This is a genomic window from Bacillus sp. FSL K6-2944 (genome assembly GCF_038005385.1).
Taxonomy (GTDB): Bacteria; Bacillota; Bacilli; order Bacillales; family Bacillaceae_G; genus Bacillus_A; species Bacillus_A cereus.
The window spans coordinates 3,753,683-3,778,738 of sequence record NZ_JBBOTE010000001.1; the positions used below are offsets into that span (position 1 = coordinate 3,753,683).

The window sequence follows — 25,056 nt, forward strand, 5'->3', positions numbered from 1 at the left end:
CGTGGATCACACCTTTTCAAATTCTAATAAATAGCTTGTTTATCAGAATTTCAGCCATGCCAGAAGAGGTGAGTCATAGATAGCCAGACCTGTAATTCACTATCTCTGAAGCTCATCTATGCCATCAATTGATACCTTTGGTTTCTAACTATGAATGAATCAATCAACTTCATATCCTTCCCTCTTTATTTTCGGTGAATTTTACCTGTTTCTAATCCCCATATAAAACACCCCAGTTCTCTTGCGATAGCTGTAACGGCAACATTTCTAGGTTTCCCTTGATATATCATGCGATAATATTTTCTTTGTAACCTTTCTACAGCCTGATCCGCATAAGCAATCACTTCGCTTCGTTGCCCTTTTTGTCTTGCTTTCACTCGCTTCGATTTTAATCCGATTGTTCCTTTTACCAACGCATTTGCACATTCTACAAGAGTAGACCTAACGGTCGAATTTCCTTGTTTTGTAATCGAACGTCGACTGATTTTTTCTCCACTTGAGCTTTCGCTTGGTGTCAATCCTACATAAGCCATAAATGCTTTAGCCGTGGGAAAACGAGTGAAGTCTGCAATTTCCACATGAACAGTCATTGCCGATGTTGTATCTATACCTTTTAAGCATCTTAAATTTGCGATTGGTTCTTCGTACCTTTCACGATGAGATAATTCTTCTAATCTCAGACTGAACCGCTCAATTTTATCGACTAGAACATCATACTGTAATAGGTATTCGCCTAACGTTTCTTTGAATAATCCTTGTAGATCAAGATTCTTTAACCATTTCATATAAGCGATTGTCCAGCTTGATTTCCCTTCATACACATAGCCATGCCTTAAAAGGAATGCTTTTATCTGTTGTTTTATTTTTTTCAAAGATGTTTTAAAATCACCTAACATGCGGATATACTCTTTCACGGCAACATCCTCTTCTTCTGGAACATATACTTCTTTATAGGTGCCATTTGCTAAATTAAGAGCAATCATTTTGGCATCGAATTTATCATTTTTAACCATTTTATTTTTTGATGAACTGTACATTGTTGTGGGAGCTAAAATATCACAATCAATTCCATTTTGTTCAAGAAGATTATGAAGTGAATACCCTAAACAACCAGCCTCATATCCAGCTTTAATTTTTATATCTTCACCATATTTTGTTTTCAGTTTCTCAACGAATTTTTTTACGAGAGATACATTTGAAGCACATCGTGCTTCTCTTACAATTTCCCCAGTTGTTCCGTGTAGTGCACATAAGCTAAAACTTTCCTTGTGGACATCCATCCCAATATAGATTATATTTTCCATAGTGGCCTCCTATTATCATAGGGTATAACCCCATTCATAATGTTTTCATTCATTATTATGGGTTAAAATCCCTGACTTGATAATCTAGGAGGTCGCTTCATATTATCTCATGATTACGATGAAGTATTTGTTTTTATTGAGCGTGATTTAGGAGAAGAAGCCCTGTTTCCTCTTCTACAGCAGTTACAAACAGTTATTCCTTTTATTCATATCGTCTCATTTTCAAATAGCATAGAAAAGGAAGGTTGATAATTATGGTAAAAGTAAATTCTCATATTAGTAGTTACAATCCAAATGATGCTATTTTTCTATTAAAAGATATTAGTGATTTAATGAAAGAAAGTTCCACGGAAACTAGAGAACAAGCAATTCAAGCTGGCACACACTATTCCGAAATGTTACCAATGGAATATAAACCATCTAAAGCGTATATGGATTTATTCTTTTCTTCCCTGCAACAATATAAACACAAACTAGCCATCGCTGTTGGAGTTGTCGCCGAACAGATTATACAAACTAAAGGAACTAACCTTGTCCTCGTTTCATTAGCTCGTGCTGGTACACCTATTGGCATTCTTATCAAACGCTACATACGCTATCAATACAACCTTGATGTACCTCACTATTGTATTTCTATTGTTCGCGGACGCGGTATTGATGAAAATGCACTCCATTATATTTTGGAACATCACCCTAAAGAAACAATTCAATTCATTGATGGGTGGACTGGAAAAGGTGCAATAAAAAAAGAATTAGAATATGCAGTACACACATTTAACGAACGAAATAATACACACATTTCTCATTGTATGGCTGTGCTTGCTGATCCCGGTTACTGTACTTCAATTTACGGTACACGTGAAGATTTTCTTATTCCTAGCGCTTGCTTAAATGCAACAGTCTCTGGACTAATTAGTCGCACTGTACTAAATGACACCTATATCGGTCCAAATGATTTTCATGGTGTTAAATATTATAAAGAGCTAGAACAAGAAGACTTATCAAATTTCTTCGTTGATGAGGTAACAGAGTTATTCCCTTCTGTTCATTCTCATATAGATAATCAATTACGTTATATTACTTCAACTTACACTGATCCCTCTTGGCAAGGATTAAAAGATATACAGTCTATCCAAAATCACTTTGAAATTGACGATATTAACTTAATTAAACCAGGAGTCGGTGAAACAACTCGTGTATTACTCCGGAGAATACCGTGGAAAATTTTAATACGTAAGCAAAACAATCCCGATTTAAAGCATATTTTACTTCTCGCTAAAGAAAAGAATGCCCCAATTGAAATCTATGAGAATATGGCTTATTCATGTTGCGGGCTCATTAAGCCTCTTAGGAAGGAAACAAGATGATTTTCGCCAGTGATCTTGATCAGACGCTTATTTATTCCCGGAAATCGTTTCGTGCCCCTATAGAAGATGAATCAATTCAACCCATTGAAACTATAGATGGGAAAGAAATTTCTTTCATATCACATAAAACCATTTTACTACTAAAAAAATTACAACTGCACTCACATTTCATCCCAGTTACAACAAGAACTATTAAGCAGTTTCAGCGTATTGCTTTATTCCAAAACGAAATCATTCCCGAATACGCCATTACAAGTAACGGCGGCAATATCCTTCATAACGGGAAACAAGATGGTACTTGGAACAGGAAAGTAAAAGAAAGACTATCGGTTGAATGTATAGAGAGAAACGACATACTAAAGGAATTTGGACAAATAGCTCATAAGGATTGGGTTATATCGCAAAAAACAGCTGATGATCTATTCCATTATTGCATTATTAAACGGGAGAACATTCCTTATGATGAATTATCATCCTTCACTTCCTGGTTAGACAAACAAGGCTGGAATCATTCACTTCAAGGTAGAAAGCTATACTTTGTACCAAAACCAATTAATAAATGGGACGCCGTGCAATATATAAAAGAAATTTTGCAAATAGATACGATTATTACAGCTGGGGATTCTTTACTTGATTTATGCATGCTTGAAAAGGCGAACCATGCCTTCGCACCACTTCACGGTGAGTTAGGGGCAATGCATGATAACTTACAACCCCATATTTTAAAAACAGACGCAATCGGCATATATGCCGCAGAAGAAATCGTAAATAAATCACTTCAAATTATTCACAGTTCATTACCTACCTCATGATCATCATATGCACAATTGCATACGCACCGCGGTTAAACAGATGGTACAATTTATTTGAATCGCTGTTGCTACACTTCTTGATTAGAGAAAAGGCGTTAAAACGGAAATTAGCGTCTTATCAACCTCAAGCAATTGGCACATTTTGTCATCTTAAAAGACACTCCAACGAGTGTCTTTTTTTCTATATCCAACAAGGACTTACTCATTTCAAAGTATAAATACATAAAATAATGTAAATCATGACACGCATGAATCACTTTCTAAAAGTTATAAAGTAGATTCAAAATAAAAAAGCACTCTTAACTAGAGTGCTTTTTACTTTCAAACAAGGAGGCTACATATATGGATAGTACTCTCGTATTTAACTTTGGCATTGGTATTGTTATCATTTTATTTGTTTTCTTTGTACTTTGTATGAGCGGTGTGTAACAGTCTTTTAGGTTCTGGTGCAACAATAGTGGAATGTGAAAAAAGAATAGAAGATTCCTAACGGAATGGAACTTTATGCTGTTAAACCAAAGAGTTCATTGATAAGATATATCTGCTTTTGGACAGACTTCTCCCCTTGGAGAGTTTGTCCTTTTTTGATCATATGCATAGCTTCTATTCCAGTAATCATTTTTATAGCTGTAGGGAATGATTTCAATCCTAGCATATTCCGAATCCGTTTTTTGATAAACCGATGATCTTGCTCAATGATATTGTTTAAGTATTTTTTTACACGAAGTGGTATACCGTGTGGTATACACTTTTCTTCCTTTAGTTCACGTACTGCAACAGGATAGGCTTTATCGCCATCAGCAGTTATCGAACGAGGTTTTGTGGCATGAACAGAAGCCAAGGCTTTCTTTAGAAAACGTTTGGCAGCCTTCGCATCTCTTTTACGACTTAAATAAAAATCAATCGTGTTTCCTTCAGAATCAATCGCGCGATATAAGTACATTTTCTCTCCTTTGATTTTGATGTATGTTTCATCCACACGCCAAGAATCATTGGTTGGTTTCAAATGTTTTCGAATACGCTCATTTAATTCTGGTCCATATTGATGCACCCATCGCATAATTGTTGTATGTACTAAGAATAATCCTCTTTCCTCCATCATTTCCACTAAATCACGAAGACTTAAGTTGTACCGCAGGTACCAACGTACGGTTAATACAATGATATCAGGCTGATACTGTTTCCATTTGAATATATTTTCTTTTTCCATACTGATCACACACCTTTTTTTAGTAATAGCACCAGTATTGCCAAGTTTGAAAGAGCATTTTCAAATCATTTCGCTTTTTTGCACCAGAACCGTCTTTTATGCTGATAACTCTTTTAAAGTATCACTTAATTTGAACTTTCTTAATTGTAATGACGCAATCAATGCTGCCCCCGCTCCAAGCATCACGCTAGCTAAAGCCAGTATGACCACTTGATTATACGGAATAATAATAACCGTTAACTCTAAGCTTGATAACACTATATAACTAAACAAAATCCCACCAAAAATGCCAATGCAACCAGCTATCGCTCCAAGTAAAGTTCCCTCTAATAAAACGATCCTTCTCATTTGCTTTGGGATAGCTCCTACCGCACGAATCATACTAATTTCAGCACGTCTTTCATGTAAACTTGCTACTATCGCATTCATTAATCCTATACCAGAAATAATGAAAACAATTACAACTAACAAGCTAATTAACATCATCATTTGCGATAATAACTGCTCTTGTTCTTTCAATAAATCATAACTGTTTATAACTTCTATATTCTCTTTATTCTTTGTAATTTCTTTTACTTGCTTCTTAATTGCTTCAAATGACTGATTAGAATTTGTCATAATTTGAATCGCTTCATATCCTTGTACGTGAAACTTATCGCGAGCCCATTGTTCATTTACAAAAACATCTAACCCTCTTAACCTTAATCCTTGCTCAATAATTGAAACGACTTTAATCGTTTGTTTTTCTTTTCCCTTTCCTTGTACTTCAAACGTATCTTGCAACTGAAGCCCTAAATTTTTAGCCACTTCCTTCGTAATGACTCCCTCACCATCTTCTAATGGCTTATTTAAAGTTTGTCCTGCAATCACTTTCGCCTTTGTTACTTTCTGATACGCTACAATATCATTACCTACAACTTCCATTGAATCAGAGTTCAAATTGTTTTTTTTCATAAATTCATACCATTCTTGATTCGCTTTTTTAAAGTCATAATTCACAAGCTTTGCTGTAAAGTCAGTAGCATTCCCAACACTCGTCTCTACACCATCAATTTTTTTAACCTTCTCCATCCAACTAAACGGTAATGTTCCTATTCCTTGCGACTCTACTGGAATTCTTACTACTAAGTCCGCTGGTAAATGTTTTTGTAATCCTTTTTTCATACCTTCATACATAGAGTTTACATACATCGTTCCAACAAGTGCTAACATAAAACCAAATGCTAGTATAGCAACCGACACAGCTGCCTTATTTCGATAACGAATGACATTCCGGCTACTAATCGTCGTTTCAATTCGTAATATCATTTGAATCGGTTTTGCAATCACTGGTGCTATCACGCAAATAAATAACGGGATCGCAAATAACAAACCGACCGCGAATAAAAGCGCTCCTATCGCACTTGGATTAAAACCGATATACTCCTCTAATACGCTACCTGCTAGCCCAATAACAGTACCAATAATTAAAATGCTAAGGCTAAAAGCACTCCATCTTTTTTCTTTCTTCTCATTACTAGGAAGACCTGGGCGGAGTGCTTGAACTGGTGGAATCTTTCTAACCATGAAAGCTGGTATAATAGCCCCTATGATAGACATAACAATCCCTAGTAAAAAAGTAATGAGTAAAATCTCACTTAAAATCGAGAATGATGCTTCCCCTGCCCCCTCAATATTCACCCATTTGTTAATGAATGATGCTGCAATTGTTTGCGTACCTGCCCCAAGAATAACCCCTGCTAACGATCCGATCGCTCCGATGCATAAAGCCTCTAATAAAACGACTACTATAATTTGATTTGGGTTACTACCGAGTGCACGTAATAATGCCCATTGCTTAAATCGACTTCTGACAGATAAGAAGAAACTTCCCATTATTAAAAGGGCTACTACAAATAAGGCAATACCACCTAAACTAAAAATTAAAGGCTTCATTACATTTAGTCGTTCAAATGCCTTATCGACATAAGTACGTTGATCCACCTTTATATTTTCTATCTTCTTATTTACATCAAGAGCAATCGCCCTTTTCACATTTACATCGGCTGTTTTCACTTGAACGAGATTAAACTGATTTGGTAGATTTAATTCTTTTTGAAGCCACTGGATTGGAAAATAAGCCCCATGCCCCATTGCCGCCATTAACGGCGGATTTAAAATGCCGACGACTTTCACAGTCTTTTCTCCATGTTGTGGGAATGGCAGTTTAATCGTATCTCCCAATCGTATATTTTCACGTTCTGTATACCCTTTTGTCAGCGCTACTTCAGCACCTTTTTTCGGATATCGCCCTTCTACTATTTTATAAGAATGCATTTCTGGAGAATCTTGCTCAACACCCCAATAAGATGGCTTTCCCGATAACTCTTTATAATGCGGAAAAGGATATGGTATAAGTGCTTTTGATATTTTCTCAGCATTTTCTAAGCCATCTATTCCCTTTAAACTTTCATTATTTAAATACATATCGTTTTTTATATAGCCAAATTGTAAATTATAATCTCCATATCGGCTTACTACTTGTTCCTTCACACTCTTCTCTACTGATTGATTTCCTAGCAATAACATCGTCGCTAACATAACACCTAAAGCTGCACCGAGAGCAATCAACATATTTCGCAGCCAATTTTGTTTCATCGATTTTACTGCATACTTAATTACCCATCGCATCACCTTTACCCCCTACTTTAAAGTGGCGATTCATAATCTCTTGAATGTGAGTAACTTGTTGTGGGATATTTCGAAACTTCCACCCTTTACTTTCAGCATGTTCATGAATCACTTCACCATCTAATAAGAAAACAACTTTATCCGCATGAGCCGCTACGAACGGGTCGTGCGTTACAATAACAGCTGTTTGCCCTAACTCATCACACGCATTGCGAAGTACCGCAATTATGTTTTTGCTATTTTCCGAATCTAATGCCCCTGTTGGCTCATCCGCTAATATAATTGCCGGTTCATTTGCAAAAGCTCTTGCTATCGCAACCCTTTGCTGTTGCCCGCCTGATAACTGTGCTGGTAAATGTTTTTCTTTTCCTTTTAACCCAACAAGCTCTAATAAACGAGTCGCTGTCACGGTTGCCTTCTTTTGCGAGACATTATCTAACAATAAAGGTAATCCTACATTCTCCTCCGCACTAAACACCGGAATCAAATTAAACTGCTGAAAAATAAAACCGATTTTATGCCTTCTAAATAAAGCGAGCTCTTTTTCTTTTAATGTTGAAATCTCTGTACCGTCAACTCGAATACTACCTACCGATGGAATATCTAATCCACCTAACAACTGAAGTAAGGTCGTTTTACCCGATCCACTTGCCCCCATAATACAAACGAAATCTCCTTTTTGAATTTGAATATTAATACCTTTTAGTATTTTCACTTTACTATCCCCAATATCAAACGATTTTTCTAACCTTTCAATTTCAATAATATTCATCCCGATATCCCCTTCTCTCTCTATTTATCAATCTATATATTCTATTCAAAATACAAATTTCCTACTATTTTGTATTTTTTTGTCACATACTAATATTTCTCATGTCAGAAAAATTGACTCTCGCAAAAAAAGTAACCATAATAGTTACACGAATACATAAAAGCTATTCACATATCCACAAATAGGAGGAAGAAAAATGAAACATGTAATCGTTTATGCACACCCGAATACAGAAAGCTTCAACCATGCGATTTTAGAAACGGTAAAAAGTGAATTAGAAGGAAAAGGTCACGAAGTACGCGTTCGCGATCTATACGAATTAAACTTTAATCCAGTATTAGGCGCTTCCGATTTCATCTCATTTTCTCAAGGAAATACACCAGAAGATATTAAAGAAGAACAAGAGCATATCTCTTGGGCTGATAGCATTACATTCATTTATCCAGTGTGGTGGGCGGGACTTCCTGCTATTTTAAAAGGATACGTTGACCGTGTATTTAGCCACGGATTCGCTTATGCTTACGGTGAAAACGGTATTGAAAAGTTATTAAGCGGTAAAAAAGGATTGTTATTATCTACAATGGGAAATACGAAAGAAGCATACACAGCAGGTGGCATGTTTGATGCAATGAAGAAAACAGCGGATGTTGGTATTTTTGAATTTACAGGCATTGAAACAATTGAGCATACATTCTATACAAGTGTTCCTTCTGTGGATGACAGTGTGCGTAAGCAATATCTTGAAGAAGTGAAAGACGTTGTGAATCGTGCATTCTAACAAAATTATATCGGCGATTTTTCAAATATATCGACTTACCGATAAAAATCAACACTAGTCACAACTGAATGTTAGCCCACACCAATCGGGCTGCCAACAAATATCAGAAAAAAAGCTGTTCCAAAGTTTGGAACAGCTTTCTTCATTACATCTTCTCAATCCACTCCGTCAAGTTATGCACAACTTGCGTCGGTTGTACTTCGTATTCTGTTAACTTCTCCACAGTTGTGACTCCAGTGTGGACAAGAAGCGTATGCATACCAGCATTTATTCCTGCTAAAATGTCTGTATCGTAGTTATCCCCAACCATTAATGCTTCATTCTTTTCTATGCCAAGCACTTTCAAAGCTTGTTCCATAATGATTGATTCTGGTTTTCCGATAAAGATTGGATCCACACCTGTTGATACTGCTACAACTGATGTTAATGAACCATTACCTGGTAATAATCCTCGCTCAGTTGGGATGGCAATATCCCCATTTGTAGAAATAAACGTCGCGCCATTACGCACAGCAAGACACGCTTTTGCTAATTTTTCATATGTGATGTCACGATCTAAACCCACAACAACGAAATCAGGATTTTCATCCACAAGTTCAAATCCTTTTTCCACAAGTGCATCGTGTAAGCCTTCTTCACCAATCATATATACAGTTGCGTCTTGTTTACGTTCATAAATGAAGTTCGCAGTCGCCATACTCGTTGTGAATACTTGCTCTGCTTTCGCTGGAATATCGAAACGAACAAGCTTTTCTGCTACCTGTTCCGGTTTGCGAGTTGAGTTATTCGTAACGAATAAATATGGAATGCCGCGCTCTCCTAATGCTTTTACGAAGTCGCTTGCTTCTTCAATTTGTTCTTCTCCGCGATACATCGTACCGTCTAAGTCAATTAAGTAACCTTTATACATCGATTATGTCTCTCCTTCTATGCTAACGTTCTCACCTTATCATACCACTCTTATATTACCCGCTTTTCCAAAAGAAAAAAACGCTTTACCTTAAAGCGCCCCATAACGTTCATTTTTTCTCTTTTATTTGGTAAGAACAACTACAATCGCCCTCGCACATATTTGCTAGCGTTTTCACTTCTGCGTTCGTAAATAGACGCTTATACATTTCTTTTTCATCTTCACACACTTGCGGGAATCTCTCGGCAATTTCCTTTAACGGACAGTTTTGTTTTTCAATTACGAAAGATTTCTCTCCATCTCTCTTTATTTGAACCATATAACCATTTTTCTCTTGCATAGCTGCTATCTCTTGCACTTTATATGCTAAATTCTTTTGATTACTCACTCTCTTTTGTAACTGTTCTTCCATTCGCTTCGTTCTCTCTTTTAAAACGTAACGAAGTATTTTTTCATCGCCCATTCGAGCTAAATCTTCTAGCATATCAATCGCAAATTGCTTATACTCTTTCGGGAATGTATCTTCTCCCTTTTCGCTTAATCCATACAAATAAGTTGGTCTTCCGACATGTTGCCTTACCATCTTAGAATAAATGAGTCCGTCTTTCTCAAGATTACTTAAATGTCTTCGAATCGCCATTTCTGTAATCTCTAAAACGTCAGCTAGTTCCGCTACCGTGTGCTCTCCCTTTACTTTCAACAATTGTACAATCTCGTCTTTCGTAGTACGTGCTTCCCCCATACTTCACCCTTCTCCCTTTTCTTTCTCACATACAATATAAGATCCCCAAAAGGCATTCTCTGGGGATCTTATAAGCATAATTATTCTGGTACAAATGCAGATACAGGTCCTAATTCCTTTTCTAAATAACTGCGAATATTTGCTGGGTACCTTTCTACCACTGCAATATGTTTTTGAATCGTCTTATATAATTCATCATGATTCATTTGAATATAATCTTGCGTAAGCATTTTTCGAAGAAGGATAATTTCTTTCATCCCTTGTCCATCTTCTTCACTTATCACTCGCTCGTCCATTAAAATATCAATAATATCTTCATAGCTTCCTGGATCGCGCATAATAAATCCATCAATCATCGCATTTCCTACATCTAATACACAATCAATAATAAGATGGGCTATGCGCTCTAATGCGTAAAATTCAAACTCGGTTTCATATATCTTTTTCTCTTGAAATGTACTTGTTGCTCGTTCTAAACATACTAGCATTTGTTCTATTTTCTTTCTGTCTACAAAATACATGAATGTCACCTACCTGGAAATTAAAGCATTTACATTTTAATTGTAACGCTTTCTTCTGAAAAAATCGACAATTTTTCGAATTCACCTTTTCTCCGTTATTTGTTATAGTTATATTTGTATGATTTTTGAAATTGGAGGAATGGAATCTTGGAACGTGAACTCGCACTAGAAATTGTCCGTGTAACAGAAGCAGCTGCCTTAGCATCCGCACAGTGGATGGGCCGCGGAAAGAAAAATGAAGCAGATGATGCAGCAACTACAGCAATGCGTGATATGTTCGATTCAGTAAACATGGCAGGTACAGTTGTAATTGGTGAAGGAGAACTTGATGAAGCACCGATGTTGTATATTGGTGAAGAACTAGGAACAGGTAACGGTCCAGAAGTAGACATCGCCGTTGATCCATTAGAAGGTACAAACATCGTTGCAAAAGGTCTTGCAAATGCAATGGCAGTTATTGCAATCGCAGACAAAGGGAACCTTCTTCATGCTCCTGATATGTACATGGAAAAAATCGCGGTTGGTCCAAAAGCAGCTGGTAAAATTAGCTTAGATGATCCAATTGAAAAAACAATTGAAATTGTAGCAGAAGCTAACAATAAAAAGATTCGCGATCTAACAGTTATCGTTCAAGAACGTGAACGTCATCAAGATATTATTGACCGTGTTCGTGCAAAAGGTGCACGCGTAAAATTATTTGGTGACGGTGATGTTGGTGCGTCAATCGCAACAGCACTACCTGGAACGGGTATCGACTTATTCGTAGGTATTGGCGGAGCTCCAGAAGGTGTTATTTCTGCAGCAGCATTAAAGTGCCTTGAAGGTGAAATGCAAGCTCGCTTAGTTCCAATGAACGAAGAAGAAGAAGCTCGTTGTCGTGAAATGGGATTAGAAGATCCTCGTCAACTTCTTATGTTAGATGACTTAGTATCTGGGGATGATGCAATCTTCTCAGCAACTGGTGTATCTGCTGGTGAGTTATTAGACGGTGTTAAATTCCTTGGCGGAGATTTAGCTGAAACATACTCTATCGTAATGCGTTACAAAACAAGAACAGTACGATTCATTAAAACGCATCACCATTTAGATCATAAACCACACTTAAACTTAGATATTTAATAAAGGAGCCATGTGTATGGAAGAACGTTTCTTTCTGTACGACGATACTGTCGCTACAAAAACTCGTTTCGTTAGCTTTATGGGAGAAAATGAGCGTCACGATTTAGCGCTATTATACTCCGATCGTCATTACGGTAAAACAATTGTCCTTGATATGCAACGCAATAAATTTGCAATCATCGGTGCTGACGATTTAAACGAACCAGGCTACTTAGAGCATGCATTTTCTATGACTGAAGAAATTGCAGAAGAACTACGCTCATTTTTATTTGAACTTATATAATTTATCGTATGCACCAGCTATTTTAGCTGGTGTTTTTTCATCATTAGTATTTAGAATTTTCAATCTTTTGTGTTATAATTAAGAATAAATCTATTTGGATAGAAAGGACGTTATCTACGTATGCCAACAACTACTTTGTAATGGACCAGCAATTGGATAGCATTACTCTCAAAAAAGCACCGTGCTTTTTCAAGGGAGTAGTCTGCCCATTCCCATTACAAAGGAGCGTATTGCATCTGTAGTATGATGTTTACGGAGGTTCCTCTTTGGGGACCTCCTTTTATTCTTGTCTTTTTCTCATGCCTTCATACTACAAGACATCCAAATAGCTGTATTACGTTCCTTTACCACTACTATAAGAGGTGAAGGAAAATGCAGAAAGTACAACTTTCTTGGAGTTTATATGAAAACGAGCAAAACACAATCGAAAAATATTGTAAAAATTGCAGACGTACTACCCTATTTACCGACACAAATATTCGTAGGCATAACGCCAACGGAAAAAACATATACCGCTTTGCCATTTATAAATGTCCGAAAGACCATACGTGGAATCAAAAACTTCGTATTTATAAAGCATTTACTGATCACGTTGAAACAGTCGATATGACGCAGCAGGATCAGCCAGAAACAACTACTACCATTTCCATTACGCAACATCAAGAAAGCGGCATAACCGAAATCACGATCGTATTAGATATTGTTTTCGGTTCCCACCGCATCGATAAAGCCTTATCCACATATATTTCCGACTGGAGCCGTACACGCATTGTGGATAAAATTAAAAATGGGGATATTCAATTAAACGGACAACAAATGAAGCCAAATACAATACTTTCTGAAGGCGATCATATCTCGATTTGTTTGTAAGCAAAAATATGCAAAAAATCCTCTTACAATTGTAAGAGGATTTTTTTATTTCTTCACTTTTCGTAATACAAAATGTGCGCAACCGAAGTTACAGTACTCGTATAAATACTCCGTTAACGTACTAATTTTCGTATCATATGTCGCACGTTGGTTACTATCATCAAAGAATCCGCGCAATCTAAGTTGCTCATATCCCCAGTCCCCAACGATGTAATCATATTTATTTAAAATTTCTGCATAGCGCTCTTTAAATGCTTCTTCACTAAAACCGTCACGAAAGTTTTTAATTACTTCGTACTGAACATTATTAATGCTCACCGTAGCATGAATCTCTTGCTTTTGCTCCATCATTAACTTCCTCTCTAAGCATTCTTCTTTTTATCGTATCACAAAGCATAACAACCAACAATTTCAAATACAAAAAATTGCAAATTAGTACATGCTATGGAGAAGGAGGTGATACATCGTGAAAAAACAAATTTTACTTTCCCTTCTCACTCTTTCCTTATTTGCAGGCTGCCAATCAGCGAACAAAGCTGAAATGGAACGTGAAGAAGGAAGCCGTGTTCTTGTTTCCAATAAAAACGACATGTATCATACGGAAAATACAAATACAAGACTCACAAGAGTCGGTTATTCTTCTAAACAAAAGCATGAAGTATCTAACAAACAAGTAGGGGCCATTAATCGCGAGCAGGTCGCTGAAATGATTACAAGCATGACAGTCAAACTTCCTGACGTTACAAACGCTGCTACACTCGTTACTGATGATGAAGTGTTCGTTGTATACCGTGCAAACACAACGGATCCAAAACTCGTAGCGGATCAAGTATATAGAGCTGCTTTGTCCATCGTTCCTCGCTATTATAAAGCATATGTATCAACAGACCAAAAGTTGATTTCTCAAATTCAAGGGCTTCAATCTGGCGCATTAAATGATACAGAATATACACAAAGCCTCGATATGTTAAAACGAGAAATGAGTAAAAATCCTCATTTGAACAATACGGGAGATCAGACTTTGAATGATATGATTAAAAAGTAAAACAGGTGGAGAAAATCTCCACCTGTTTTACTTTTTATTTTTTATTACGATCCGCATAAACCTCCATCGCATCACACATAAACTGCGCTAATCCCTCACCAAACTTATCGATATTTTTCGTAAAGCGCTCATCAGCGACGTACATTTGACCGAGTCCTTTAAAAGCATCTAACGAATATTCACCGAAGTTTTGCAAGTAATCGTACCATACTTTAATAGCTGCCTGCGCCTCTTTAGAATCTGGTGCATCGTGTCTAAGCGTTGCTAAATTTCTATAAATAGCATTAAACTCCTCTTGGTTCTCTTTTGACATACCTTTTGCGTATTCGTTCGCTTTATCTACAGCTGCGTCTCCCCATTTTTCACGTGCTTCTTCTTCATATGGGTTATGGCTGAAATCGAATCCTTCAAATTTCTCTTTATTCGTCATTTCAATCTCTCCTTTTGTATGCTGAATTGTTTTATCAATCGTCGCAATCACCTTATCTAATCTGGCACGCTTTTCAAGAAGCATCTTCTTATGAAGCTGTAGTGCCTCTTCGCGATCAAATGATGGACTCATGATAATCTCTTTAATTTTCTTCAAAGGGAAGCCAAGCTCTTTAAAAAACAAAATTTGCTGCAATGTCTCTAAATTTTCATTGGAATACAGACGATATCCAGACTCTGTCGTCTCGTCTGGGGTTAACAACCCAATTTCATCGTAATGATGCAGTGTGCGCACACTAATTCCAACTAAATCAGCTACTTCTTTTACTCTCATTGTCATTTGTATCTCCCCCTTAGTACATACGATAAAGTATGACGCAACGTTAGAGTCAATAAGTAAATTCATTTTCTTTCTAAAAGTTTCATCTCTCCCCTATTTCATGCATAATAGATATGTACATATATTAGAAAGCGGTGAAAGTATGGTTTCAAATACTGTAATTGCCAGCATCATTTTTCAACTCATTGTCTCGATTCTGGTCCCAATTATCGTACTCGTTTATTTCCGTAAAAAATATAATATGAATTGGAAAGTGGTCGGCGTTGGTGTTCTTATCTTTATCGGATTCACCCAAATTCTTGAAACACCATTCCACCTATTTATGCGCGGTAATCCAACAATCGCTCCATTTTTAGAAAATCCGTTTGTCTTCGCAATTTATGGCGGATTGACTGCTGGTATTTTTGAAGAATTAGGACGCTTCGTTGCCTTCTTCTTCTTACTAAAAAAATATCTAGAATATAAAGATGGCTTCGCTTATGGAATTGGTCACGGCGGAATTGAATCTATTTTAATTGGCGGTTTTTCTGCATTACAAGCATTAATCTTTGCTAATTCTATTAACGATGGTAGCTTCGCTCGACTGATTGAACAAAAACCCGAGCTTAGCATTTTACAGGACATGTTAATTCAGCAACCTGCCTACTTATACTTCCTTGGTAGCTTAGAAAGAATTATGGCACTCGTGCTTCAAATCGCCTTTACAATGCTTGTTTTATACGCAGTCAAACAGAAGAAATATATCTTCCTAGTATACGCTATACTATTCCACGCATTTGTAGACTTTTTCGCGGCACTTTACCAAACAAAAACAATCAACATCTTCGTTGCCGAAGGAATTACACTTCTGTGTACAATTGGCGCTGTCGTTCTTATTCGCAAAATGAAAGAGAAATTAATGAGTGTACCGGAGTAAAAAATAAACCACCAAAATTGGTGGTTTATTTTTTATATGGATGATAACTTTTGCCCTCTTGCAGCTCCCTCTTTGTTTCTGCATCTATAACGATATATTTATGAAACTCTCCTACTTCATTTTGAATAAAAGAAGCGAAAAAGTATACTTGGCGATCAGAGTGAACAAAAAAATCTTGAAGTACCACTCTACCTCGACAACCGACAGCTGTTTTTTGTAGGAAAGAAAATTCTTCATCAGGCACTTCTTTAAATAAGATTTTTTTCCGAACACTATATGCTGCATTATTGTATTCTTTATAGATTTTCTTATCTAACTGTTTATAAAAAACATCCTCACTCACAAATGACTTATTTCGATTGCTTGGATAATTTAGTTTTTGATTCGACTCTGCATAAGTTGTGGACAAGTGTATAAAAAAACAAAGACTAAATACAATACATATCATTTTATTCATGATTGCACCTCAAATGTTCATTATCCACATTACTTTTCCACATATTTAAATCAATATGCTGTTTCCAATAAAAAGGAATTATTTCTACATTTGTCGAAGTATATAGCGTCAACTTGAAAGATGGGGATGAATTATGAAGAAAATTATTGTAATACGACATTGTTCAGCAATTGGGCAAAAACGTGATGATGAATTAACGACCGATGGAAAAGACCAAGCAAACACCCTTGCTACATTCCTCTTAGAAAATCATCTACAAATCGATCATATTATTTCAAGCCCATTTGTCCGAGCTATCGATTCCATTCGGCCCTATGCGCTCCAAGCTAACTTATCTATCCAAGAAGATGAACGATTAACTGAACGCATATTGAGCAACATTCCAATGGATGATTGGATGCAAAAACTAGAATCTACTTTTACAAATATAGATATTGCCTTTTCAGGCGGAGAGTCAACAAAACAAGCAACAGACCGGGCCCTATCGCTTATTCAAGACGTTTTACAATTAAACCATACGACAACACTACTTGTTACACATGGCAATTTACTTACGCTCATTTTAAAGCATTTTGATCATACGATTGGCTTTAATGAATGGAGAACTCTAACGAATCCTGATATTTACGAAATTACAATCGACGAACAATGTATCATAAAACGCTTATGGGAAGCATCGTCCAAGTAATATCCCTTTCCAAAACATTCAGTTGACGCCACGAGAAGAGACTGTTCTAACAATAGAAAGGGGTATCATTTCATATGTACGAAGACGTACTTGCTTTACTACATAAAACAAATGTTTCTTATGAAAAATTCGAACACGAACCAGTACTCGATTATGAGACCGATCGGATCGTACGCGAGAGACTTGGCTTACAAGGCACTCCAAGTAAAAGCTTATTTTTAAAATCAAAGTCTGGAGATTATTACGTATTTTTTACGTTAGAGGGCACAAGGCTCAACCGGGGAGAGATGAAAGAACTATCAGGAGAACGCTTATCTCTCTGTTCTCCTGATGAACTGCGAGACAAAACTGGTTGTACGCCGGGATGTGTGGCTCCTTTCGGATATTCACACGATGTAACAATTATTGTGGATAACGCTATTTATACGTACGATAAAATTTTAATTACACCTGGTGTTCCTGAATTTACAATTGAATTATCCACAGAAGAATTAAAAAAGATTTTATTAACATGTCCAAATACCGTTTTAGAGTACAAACAAAAAGAGAGCTAATCATTAGCTCTCTTTTTTTCATTATTTAGCTTCTGCTGTTTTTTCTTTTGCAGAACGTACTTGCTCGTCCGCATGGTAAGAAGAACGCACAAGTGGGCCAGCTTCACAGTGGCTAAATCCTTTGCTAAGTGCAATTTCTTTAAGCTCTGCAAATTCTGCTGGTGGGTAATATTTAAGAACTGGTAAATGCTTCTTAGATGGTTGTAGGTATTGCCCAAGAGTTAAAATATCCACATTGTTTGCACGTAAGTCATCCATTGCTTCAATTAAATCTTCTCTCGTTTCACCTAAGCCCACCATAATGCTCGATTTAGTTGGAATATCAGGCTGCATTTCTTTCGCTCGACGTAAAAACTCTAATGAACGTTCATATTTTGCTCTAGCGCGAACTCGGTCAGATAATCGACGTACTGTTTCAATGTTATGGTTTAAAATATCTGGTTTTGCATCCATTAACATTTTTAAGTTTTCTTCTACTCCACCCATATCAGATGGTAATACTTCGATAGACGTGAATGGGTTTTTACGACGTACTGCGCGTACTGTTTCAGCAAAAACAGCTGCTCCCCCGTCCTTTAAATCATCACGTGCAACCGCTGTTATAACAACGTGCTTTAAGCCCATTTGTACTACTGAATCTGCTACGCGTTCTGGTTCTTGTAAATCAAGCTCAGTTGGTAAGCCTGTTTTAACCGCACAAAAACGACAAGCACGTGTACAAACCGCACCTAAAATCATAAATGTTGCTGTTTTTCTTACAGCCCAGCATTCATGAATATTCGGACATTTTGCCTCTTCACAAACGGTATGAAGATTCTTAGAACGCATCATTTTCTTTAAGCCTGTATAGTTTTCATTCGTGTTTAACTTAATTTTCAACCATTCGGGCTTGCGCTTATATTCTGTTTGTTTTGTCATGGTTATCAACTCCGCACAATATGAAATAGTTTACCGTGTTCGCTTCTTTCAATGTAACATATCTATTCTAACGTATGAAAGCGATTTGCTCAAATGAAGATTCTAAGATTTTTTCCAATCGTTCCCTATAATGAAATACTCCGTATATCCCACACTAAAAAGAGTGATGTTGTGAAAGGAGTCTATTTCATGCTTCGAAAAATTTCTCTTTTGCTTTCTATTTGTTTTCTTCTCCACCAAAACATCGCTTACGGTGAAGATAATCAGCAAAGCATATACGAAAAGCGCATGGCACTATATAAAGAAACCGAGCAGTCTTCAGGCATTCCATGGTATTACTTAGCTGCAATGGATCAATATGAAAGAAATATACGGAGCGTAAGAAAAGATATTCCGAAAAAACCAGATGCCATCATTTCCCTTTATTTTAAACCAGAAATATGGGCTGGACCTATTAATAGTAACGATACTCTCCCCCATACAATTTCTCTATTTGGCGGAATAGGTTTAGATGGTGACAAAGATGGATTTGCAAATGCAAATAGCGACCGTGATCTTCTGCATACCGCAGCGACTATTTTAAGGAAACAAGGAACGTCAGAAGACCGTATTAAAATTATGCTCTGGGAATATTATAGACGTGCAAAAACAGTTGATTTAATTAGCGAATATGCCCAAATTTATAAACATTATGGCCGTATTAATTTAGAGGGAAATGCTTTTCCTCTTCCGATCCGTAGTGACCATAGCTACCGTAGTACTTTCGGCGCTGGAAGAAGTTTTGGCGGCAGAAGGATTCATGAAGGAACAGATATTTTCGCCGGATATGGCGTGCCAGTAAGATCGACTTGCTATGGCATTATTGAAACGAAAGGTTGGAACCGCCTTGGTGGATGGCGCATTGGTATTCGCGACCTTCATAACAATTACCATTATTACGCTCATTTAGGCGGGTTCTCAAAAGAAATACAGCTTGGACAAATTGTTGAGCCAGGGAAAGTAATCGGATTTGTTGGTAGCACTGGTTATGGACCTCCTGGTACAGCCGGAAAATTTCCGCCCCACTTACATTTTGGCATATATAAAGACAATGGCTATACAGAATGGGCCTTCGATCCATACATGCATTTAAGCCTTTGGGAACGCGAAGAACGAGCAAATACAAAACGATAACCGTAGCTGCATTGCTACGGTTATTTTTTATCCATTAAAAACCTGGCTGATCCGGGTTTCACTTTATTTACAACTAACTATCTGTTTTCTTTTTATCAGGTACAGCAACACTTCCACTTCCATAATACGTAGGCACTTCCCCTTGAACGATACGCGTCGCAATCGGAACATTTTGTTTCACCGTTATCTCTTTCGTATGAAATGGAATAATTACTTGCAATGTTACTTCCATTTCCATAACAATTTGAATCGCTGTAGTATTAATCCCATGCGGCTCAATTTTTTGTTTAATATCTGTATTCACATGCCCAATTGGCGTGAAATGAATCGGAATATCTGGTCCTATATTACCAAGAAGCGCATTATCAGTTACACGCCCAAAAGGAACTGCCATAGTCGCCCCGTTTTTTTCAGAAATACCTAGCTCCTTCAACTTCCCTTGTTCTACTTGCTGCAAATATTTTTCTATGTACGTGGTCGTTGACGTTACGATTTCATTTACTTGCTTTGTATTTAAATTAATTGTAGATACTTTTCCGTTTTTATCATTCTGTACTTTCATTAATGAATCTACATCGAATCCTTCATTAATTCGATCCTTTACTGCCTTCGTCATAATTGCCGTCGCCATTTTATGCGTCTCTACTTCCCCATATTTAATTAAGGTCGGCTGAATATTATTATTCACAATCCACAACCCTTGCGTAAGTAATATAATAAAAAGAATAAACGACATAAGCAGTATATACCGAAAGGCAATAGGTCCCCTTCGAAACCGCGAGTTTTTCGAGCGAAATATACTCATAAAAAAACCTCCTTCTTATATCATTTCTATGCAAGAAGGAGGGACGATATATGCTTATCTCATTTTTAATAATGCTTCTTTTCCAATCGTTCCTGCTGGAATGCCTAATGCTTCAGCTCCAGTCGTTACCGATTCTAGCGGCGCTTCAAGAAGTTGTTCAATCGTTCTTACACCAACCGCACGGCCAGCAATAATTCCTCGATCACCTAATTTCTCATTTAAAAGACCTACATCTAATGCACCACACATAATATATCCTTTATCGCTCATTACAGCTAGCAAATTTGTCTTTGGAAGTTTCACGCTAACCGCAATAAACGTATAATTATCAATTATAATTGGCTCCACATTAACCATAGTTCACACTCCTCTCTTTCTTATCTGTATGACAAGAGAAAAATGAGTGTTACAAGTTAACTAGCCTATAGTTTAACAGAAGAAGTATAAGTTATTAACATATCTGTTAACACATCTCTAAGTAGTTCTGGCATATAATATTGTTTGTCAGAAAGTGTGGATAGCTCTGGGTATAAGTAGCCAAATGTAAACATATCAATTGTTCCTACTGTATATATACGATCTAATTCCAGCGATTCCCCGTTAATTAATACATCTTCGAGTAAAATTTTATTCCCAGGAATCGTATCTGGAATTACTTCTACACCCGCGTAAATCATTTTCCCCATCACTTTCCCACGAAATCCGAATCCTTTCACCTCAAGATTCTCCATATTCGGCTTACGTGCTTTCAAAATAACTTCTCTTAATATCTTTCCTGGAACTTTCAAAGCACACGGATTAATTGGATGTGGACAAATTCTGTGAATATCTCCGCGCGTTACGACACCCTCTTCTAACCCTTCAAGAAGTACACCAGCATTCACCATGCCAATTTCTGCACCGCACCATGTTTTCAGCGCACTTGCTAACATATAAGAAAACGGCGTCTCATGAAACCAATCAACCTGTAATGACTCTTTTAAATGAACGACAGGCTCTGCCATTATATGCTTACTTTCTTCCTGCAGTATTTCAATTGTGGATAACGGCTCGCTATAAGCACCTAACCGTTCCGTCTTAATCGCTCTACCGTCCTTTTTCAACAGCTTCTTCGTCTCTTTATCCACAGTAAGCTGCACGTGCCCAACGTAACGTCCCCACTTTTCACAGCAACAAAGTAAAGTATTATTCATTAGAACACCACGCTCAAATAAATGATGCGTATGTGCCCCTAAAATAACATCTATATCATAATGCTCTGCCATATACTCATCCATACTTTTTCCAAGGTGAGAAAGGACAACTGTAATATGTGCCTCATCTCTCACTTCTTCTAAAATAGACTCTAAATGGATAAGCGGATCTTCAATATGCCAATCGAGCATTTGATAAAACTCTGGATACGCAACAGTTAACCCGATAAAAGCAATCGTAATCCCATCTGTCGTTGTATGTAATTTATAAGGCTTTGCCCATGATGGACGTACACCTTCTTTTTCAAATAAATTTGCGACAAGTACTTCAAATCCAGCATCATCATAGAGCCGATTTAAATGCTCTTTCGCTAACGTAATGCCTTCATTATTTCCGATCGTTACATAATCATATAACGCCTCATTTAAAAGCTTCGTATTCCCAAGCCCATTTGTCGCTTCCGAAATACTATGAAAACGATCCACATGATCACCGATATCAATCGTCAAAACAGTCTCTCCCGCTTCCTGTCTTCGCTTTTTCTCCCCTAGAACAAACCGAGAAATTTGCGGCCAATTTTCAAAATGACTATGTATATCGTTTGTATGATAAAGGTGGATGATTGTTTCTTTATTTGTATTCAGAGAAAAAACCTCCTCTCAGTTCCTTACTGCCATTTACGCTATGCGCACACAATAATCCTGTAAATACTTTTCGTCTTTTCTTGCTATTTTACATTGTACTCGCATTGTGAGAAAAAGCAAAAGATTGTCCTTTTTATATGAGAAACTTTTGCTAATGCAGGAAAGAATTCCAGATAGTGGAGGAAGGGGTGGATTTGTCAAAAAGTTTAATAGAGAATTCAGTGGGTGGTTGTTCAAGTGGATTTGTCAGTATCTTTGTCTTAAACCTAGTCGTTCTCTGTTCTTATAAAATATTTGGGGTATGTGAGGATTTTCTTTTGTCTTATCTTGTCGACAAATCGATATTCCTTGTCGAAACGTTGATATATTGAAATAATCGTTGATATATTCCCGTTTATGATCGATATATTTGAAAAATCGTTGATATATTTAGCTGAACACCCACCCGGGTATACTCTCCCAAGCCAAGACAAATCCGCAAAACAAAAAAGCGCCCTGCACAGCAGGACGCTTTCTTCATACATATATTATCCAGTTCCAGCGGCTAGAATGTTCGGTGGCTTCACTTCTTCCTATGAGGCAAAAAGCGCCTCTACGTCAGAAGCTCCATCCCCCTCACATTCTGAACGAGCCGCTTCCACTTTAAATATGTCCAGCTTCGCCTCCTAGACCCTCATGTCTAAGAACCTTCCGTACGAGAAGATAAAAAGCATCTTCTGTGCGAAAGAACCTTAGCCAACCGGTCTGAACAGTCGGCTCCGCATTTCTATTTAACCAATAGAACCTTCCATCTCGACTATATATAAAAGAATAAAACGTAGAAAACCGCATCTAATCAATGTTTTAGGAGTTTAATGAAATTTGTTTTTTGATGTTTTTCGTTATTTATTTTACAAAACGGTATCACAAATGGTATCACAAAAAAATTAAAAACAAAAAAGCACAGCGTGTATAAGTCGTGCTACCAACACCCTTATACCGTCCGCCTATCATGACTAGGCAAACACTTGCTGTACTTTTACGAACTATTTTACAGTACGTAAGGGCTCCTTAGCAACAGTTTGCTTATACTTGGCATTCTGTTGCTTTTTTGTTTCCCAGAAGGAGACACATATATATGGAAAGAAAAAGAATTGAGGTTGTAGCAAGTAAAGAGTCATTTCATAATTTATCACCATTTATAGAAGTAGAAGAACTAAACAAAACTGTACGTGCGTACAGAGACTCTATCCGTATGCTTATTAAGCGTACCGATGTACAATCTAAACTCATTACATTACTTGAAATTCTAAAACGCCACAGTTGCAAATATGTAGGTGTGAGTTTCCTGTGCAAAAACAGAATAGCTGAAAAAATGGAAGTTTCCTATAAAACTGTACAACGTTTAATGAAGAAGCTTGTGGATCTAGAGATGATTAAACAGGTGGCAATGAAACGTAAAAAAGATATGCTTCAAACTTCTAACGCTATTATTATTCAACCTATTGTGGAAGAAGTGTCCAACAAGACACAAGGTGAACGTCCTACAAAGTGTCCTACCATTAAAACAAAACCTGTTTCCTTAAAACAAAATATAAAAGATATAAATAAACGTAATAGTAATGAGAATAGCAATACTCCAGAAGAGAATATTGAACAAGCTGATTTTGTTGCTCACTGGGTACCAGAGCGTTTTATTTCTTTAGTTCGCTCTTTTTATGGTGATTCTAAAACAATTCAAGAACTGTGGAAGGTTGTAAGACAGTGTAATAACATTGTTAATCATACAACAGGAGATAAAGCATTTAATAAGGACCAAGAACTTACTATTGGCTTAAAAGCTATTAAAGAGCTTGTTATGAAAATTAAATCCGGAGTAAAAATGAAGAAAGGGAAATTCGCTTATTTCAACGGAATTGTAAACAACTTAATGGACAAGTTCTACTTTGATAAAGAATTTATGGCCATCTAAAAACACCTAGCTAAATTAACTAGGCGTTTCGATTTTTAAAATATCCATGAATTGAATTTTATGTATTATATTCGGGCCATTACTCACTACAATTCTACCCATTTGTTGTTCAAGTTTAACAATTTTCCCTTGAATGATATCTGGTTCTTTATATTTTCGATACACTGTAAACACTAATTCTATATCATCCTGTACTGCCAATTGTATTAGTTCAGCAGCTTCTTGTTGCTCGAATTCATCCATGTATGGTCTAGGTTCCTTTTTTGAAGTACTTTTCTTCTTTGGTGGTTTCGGAATTGCTGTTGACATGTAATATCACCTCATTAAACGTTTTAAGCGTATTGATAGTTATTTCTTACTTTATCAACTGATAGTATATTGGCTAATTTCAACGTTCTAACTTGTTGTTTTTTCATGCAATACACCAATATACGATCTTCATATATCTTTCTAACAATAACAGTTCTTTGAGAGAAATCTCCTGAACCGTTTAAATAAATTAATTCAATTGGTATTTTTTGATTAAACGAGCATGTAAGTAAATAATTCATAAGATGACCTCCCGAAAGAACATTTGTTCGTAA

28 protein-coding genes and 1 pseudogene are annotated in these 25,056 nt (G+C 36.8%); 13 read left to right on the forward strand and 16 right to left on the reverse strand.

Translation table 11 applies throughout. From position 1 onward, the window contains the following. Window positions 1-185: 185 nt before the first annotated feature. The gene (locus tag MHH55_RS19235) at window positions 186-1,304 is read right to left on the reverse strand and encodes an IS110 family transposase (RefSeq protein WP_340880263.1); all 1,119 of its coding nucleotides are present in this window, start codon (window positions 1,302-1,304) and stop codon (window positions 186-188) included. A 99-nt stretch (window positions 1,305-1,403) separates the two neighbouring features. On the opposite strand from MHH55_RS19235, the pseudogene MHH55_RS19240 reads away from it, so the two are divergent. The 3 genes and pseudogenes from MHH55_RS19240 to MHH55_RS19250 form a co-directional block, all read left to right on the forward strand. After that, window positions 1,404-1,553: pseudogene (locus MHH55_RS19240) on the forward strand (adenine/guanine phosphoribosyltransferase); the annotation flags it as partial. A gap of 5 nt (window positions 1,554-1,558) precedes the next feature. Further along, on the forward strand, window positions 1,559-2,671 hold the full coding sequence (locus tag MHH55_RS19245) for a cysteine protease StiP family protein (RefSeq protein ID WP_078188111.1): 1,113 nt from the start codon (window positions 1,559-1,561) through the stop codon (window positions 2,669-2,671). After that, entirely contained in the window at window positions 2,668-3,483 is an 816-nt protein-coding gene (locus MHH55_RS19250) for an HAD family hydrolase (protein WP_139362576.1), read from the forward strand. The genes MHH55_RS19245 and MHH55_RS19250 overlap by 4 nt, the downstream gene beginning before the upstream one ends. A 502-nt stretch (window positions 3,484-3,985) precedes the next feature. Here the strand turns inward: MHH55_RS19250 and MHH55_RS19255 are convergent. The 3 genes from MHH55_RS19255 to MHH55_RS19265 form a co-directional block, all read right to left on the reverse strand. Beyond that, window positions 3,986-4,693 carry an IS6 family transposase gene (locus tag MHH55_RS19255; protein WP_100910607.1) on the reverse strand — a complete coding sequence of 236 codons (708 nt, stop codon included), beginning with the start codon at window positions 4,691-4,693 and terminating at the stop codon, window positions 3,986-3,988. 96 nt (window positions 4,694-4,789) lie between these two features. Continuing rightward, complete coding sequence (locus tag MHH55_RS19260; protein ID WP_134266036.1) at window positions 4,790-7,363, reverse strand: FtsX-like permease family protein; 2,574 nt, start codon at window positions 7,361-7,363, stop codon at window positions 4,790-4,792. Beyond that, the gene (locus tag MHH55_RS19265) at window positions 7,347-8,135 is read right to left on the reverse strand and encodes an ABC transporter ATP-binding protein (protein ID WP_017656994.1); all 789 of its coding nucleotides are present in this window, start codon (window positions 8,133-8,135) and stop codon (window positions 7,347-7,349) included. The genes MHH55_RS19260 and MHH55_RS19265 overlap by 17 nt, the downstream gene beginning before the upstream one ends. A gap of 196 nt (window positions 8,136-8,331) precedes the next feature. Between MHH55_RS19265 and MHH55_RS19270 the strand changes: the two genes are divergently transcribed. Further along, window positions 8,332-8,913, forward strand: coding sequence for an NAD(P)H-dependent oxidoreductase (locus tag MHH55_RS19270; RefSeq protein ID WP_000683439.1), 582 nt, complete (start codon window positions 8,332-8,334; stop codon window positions 8,911-8,913). Window positions 8,914-9,058: 145 nt separating this feature from the next. Here the strand turns inward: MHH55_RS19270 and MHH55_RS19275 are convergent, their stop codons facing one another. From MHH55_RS19275 to MHH55_RS19285, 3 genes are all read right to left on the reverse strand, one after another. Next, entirely contained in the window at window positions 9,059-9,823 is a 765-nt protein-coding gene (locus MHH55_RS19275) for a TIGR01457 family HAD-type hydrolase (protein WP_000276467.1), read from the reverse strand. 109 nt (window positions 9,824-9,932) lie between these two features. Then, window positions 9,933-10,565 (reverse strand): helix-turn-helix transcriptional regulator, encoded by a 633-nt coding sequence (locus MHH55_RS19280; RefSeq protein WP_000503345.1) that lies wholly within the window; start codon window positions 10,563-10,565, stop codon window positions 9,933-9,935. Between the two features lie 80 nt (window positions 10,566-10,645). Continuing rightward, window positions 10,646-11,086: a DUF86 domain-containing protein gene (locus MHH55_RS19285; RefSeq protein ID WP_025686790.1), complete on the reverse strand. Its 441-nt coding sequence runs from the start codon at window positions 11,084-11,086 to the stop codon at window positions 10,646-10,648. A 147-nt stretch (window positions 11,087-11,233) separates the two neighbouring features. Between MHH55_RS19285 and glpX the strand changes: the two genes are divergently transcribed. The 3 genes from glpX to MHH55_RS19300 all read left to right on the forward strand — a co-directional run bounded on the left by glpX (window position 11,234) and on the right by MHH55_RS19300 (window position 13,358). Continuing rightward, window positions 11,234-12,205, forward strand: a complete 972-nt coding sequence (glpX, locus tag MHH55_RS19290) for a class II fructose-bisphosphatase (protein ID WP_000439090.1) — start codon at window positions 11,234-11,236, stop codon at window positions 12,203-12,205. Between the two features lie 16 nt (window positions 12,206-12,221). Next, complete coding sequence (locus MHH55_RS19295) at window positions 12,222-12,488, forward strand: DUF3055 domain-containing protein (protein ID WP_000392606.1); 267 nt, start codon at window positions 12,222-12,224, stop codon at window positions 12,486-12,488. A 372-nt stretch (window positions 12,489-12,860) separates the two neighbouring features. Beyond that, on the forward strand, window positions 12,861-13,358 hold the full coding sequence (locus MHH55_RS19300) for a hypothetical protein (protein WP_001174567.1): 498 nt from the start codon (window positions 12,861-12,863) through the stop codon (window positions 13,356-13,358). 45 nt (window positions 13,359-13,403) lie between these two features. Here MHH55_RS19300 and MHH55_RS19305 read toward each other — a convergent pair whose 3' ends face one another. Further along, window positions 13,404-13,706: a YutD family protein gene (locus MHH55_RS19305; RefSeq protein ID WP_000435943.1), complete on the reverse strand. Its 303-nt coding sequence runs from the start codon at window positions 13,704-13,706 to the stop codon at window positions 13,404-13,406. A gap of 118 nt (window positions 13,707-13,824) precedes the next feature. Here MHH55_RS19305 and MHH55_RS19310 point away from each other — a divergent pair, with 118 nt between their 5' ends. Next, complete coding sequence (locus MHH55_RS19310; protein WP_078187092.1) at window positions 13,825-14,403, forward strand: YhcN/YlaJ family sporulation lipoprotein; 579 nt, start codon at window positions 13,825-13,827, stop codon at window positions 14,401-14,403. Between the two features lie 34 nt (window positions 14,404-14,437). Here MHH55_RS19310 and MHH55_RS19315 read toward each other — a convergent pair whose 3' ends face one another. Then, a complete protein-coding gene (locus tag MHH55_RS19315; protein WP_000178775.1) occupies window positions 14,438-15,172 on the reverse strand; it encodes a MerR family transcriptional regulator in 735 nt (244 codons plus the stop codon). Between the two features lie 100 nt (window positions 15,173-15,272). Between MHH55_RS19315 and MHH55_RS19320 the strand changes: the two genes are divergently transcribed. Beyond that, window positions 15,273-16,088, forward strand: a complete 816-nt coding sequence (locus MHH55_RS19320; RefSeq protein ID WP_002204855.1) for a YhfC family intramembrane metalloprotease — start codon at window positions 15,273-15,275, stop codon at window positions 16,086-16,088. Between the two features lie 25 nt (window positions 16,089-16,113). On the opposite strand, the gene MHH55_RS19325 is transcribed toward MHH55_RS19320, so the two are convergent. Continuing rightward, a complete protein-coding gene (locus MHH55_RS19325) occupies window positions 16,114-16,545 on the reverse strand; it encodes a hypothetical protein (protein WP_078187091.1) in 432 nt (143 codons plus the stop codon). Window positions 16,546-16,678: 133 nt separating this feature from the next. On the opposite strand from MHH55_RS19325, the gene MHH55_RS19330 reads away from it, so the two are divergent. Next, the gene (locus MHH55_RS19330; RefSeq protein WP_000721022.1) at window positions 16,679-17,233 is read left to right on the forward strand and encodes a histidine phosphatase family protein; all 555 of its coding nucleotides are present in this window, start codon (window positions 16,679-16,681) and stop codon (window positions 17,231-17,233) included. 74 nt (window positions 17,234-17,307) lie between these two features. After that, window positions 17,308-17,787: a YbaK/EbsC family protein gene (locus MHH55_RS19335; protein ID WP_000272746.1), complete on the forward strand. Its 480-nt coding sequence runs from the start codon at window positions 17,308-17,310 to the stop codon at window positions 17,785-17,787. A gap of 21 nt (window positions 17,788-17,808) precedes the next feature. On the opposite strand, the gene lipA is transcribed toward MHH55_RS19335, so the two are convergent. Next, the gene (gene lipA, locus MHH55_RS19340) at window positions 17,809-18,705 is read right to left on the reverse strand and encodes a lipoyl synthase (RefSeq protein WP_000166372.1); all 897 of its coding nucleotides are present in this window, start codon (window positions 18,703-18,705) and stop codon (window positions 17,809-17,811) included. 189 nt (window positions 18,706-18,894) lie between these two features. Here lipA and MHH55_RS19345 point away from each other — a divergent pair, with 189 nt between their 5' ends. Continuing rightward, window positions 18,895-19,878, forward strand: a complete 984-nt coding sequence (locus MHH55_RS19345; RefSeq protein ID WP_078187090.1) for a M23 family metallopeptidase — start codon at window positions 18,895-18,897, stop codon at window positions 19,876-19,878. A 73-nt stretch (window positions 19,879-19,951) separates the two neighbouring features. On the opposite strand, the gene yunB is transcribed toward MHH55_RS19345, so the two are convergent. From yunB to MHH55_RS19360, 3 genes are all read right to left on the reverse strand, one after another. Next, window positions 19,952-20,683, reverse strand: a complete 732-nt coding sequence (gene yunB / locus MHH55_RS19350; RefSeq protein ID WP_000021800.1) for a sporulation protein YunB — start codon at window positions 20,681-20,683, stop codon at window positions 19,952-19,954. Between the two features lie 54 nt (window positions 20,684-20,737). Further along, on the reverse strand, window positions 20,738-21,040 hold the full coding sequence (locus MHH55_RS19355; protein WP_000248466.1) for a YunC family protein: 303 nt from the start codon (window positions 21,038-21,040) through the stop codon (window positions 20,738-20,740). A 65-nt stretch (window positions 21,041-21,105) separates the two neighbouring features. Next, window positions 21,106-22,521 carry a bifunctional metallophosphatase/5'-nucleotidase gene (locus tag MHH55_RS19360; RefSeq protein ID WP_217485693.1) on the reverse strand — a complete coding sequence of 472 codons (1,416 nt, stop codon included), beginning with the start codon at window positions 22,519-22,521 and terminating at the stop codon, window positions 21,106-21,108. A 1,117-nt stretch (window positions 22,522-23,638) separates the two neighbouring features. On the opposite strand from MHH55_RS19360, the gene MHH55_RS19365 reads away from it, so the two are divergent. After that, window positions 23,639-24,472: a cytosolic protein gene (locus tag MHH55_RS19365; RefSeq protein WP_078187088.1), complete on the forward strand. Its 834-nt coding sequence runs from the start codon at window positions 23,639-23,641 to the stop codon at window positions 24,470-24,472. A gap of 15 nt (window positions 24,473-24,487) precedes the next feature. Here the strand turns inward: MHH55_RS19365 and MHH55_RS19370 are convergent, their stop codons facing one another. Both MHH55_RS19370 and MHH55_RS19375 read right to left on the reverse strand, forming a co-directional pair. Then, complete coding sequence (locus MHH55_RS19370) at window positions 24,488-24,781, reverse strand: YolD-like family protein (protein ID WP_000100793.1); 294 nt, start codon at window positions 24,779-24,781, stop codon at window positions 24,488-24,490. A 23-nt stretch (window positions 24,782-24,804) separates the two neighbouring features. Next, window positions 24,805-25,023 (reverse strand): hypothetical protein, encoded by a 219-nt coding sequence (locus MHH55_RS19375; protein ID WP_015670470.1) that lies wholly within the window; start codon window positions 25,021-25,023, stop codon window positions 24,805-24,807. Between the last annotated feature and the right edge of the window lie 33 nt (window positions 25,024-25,056).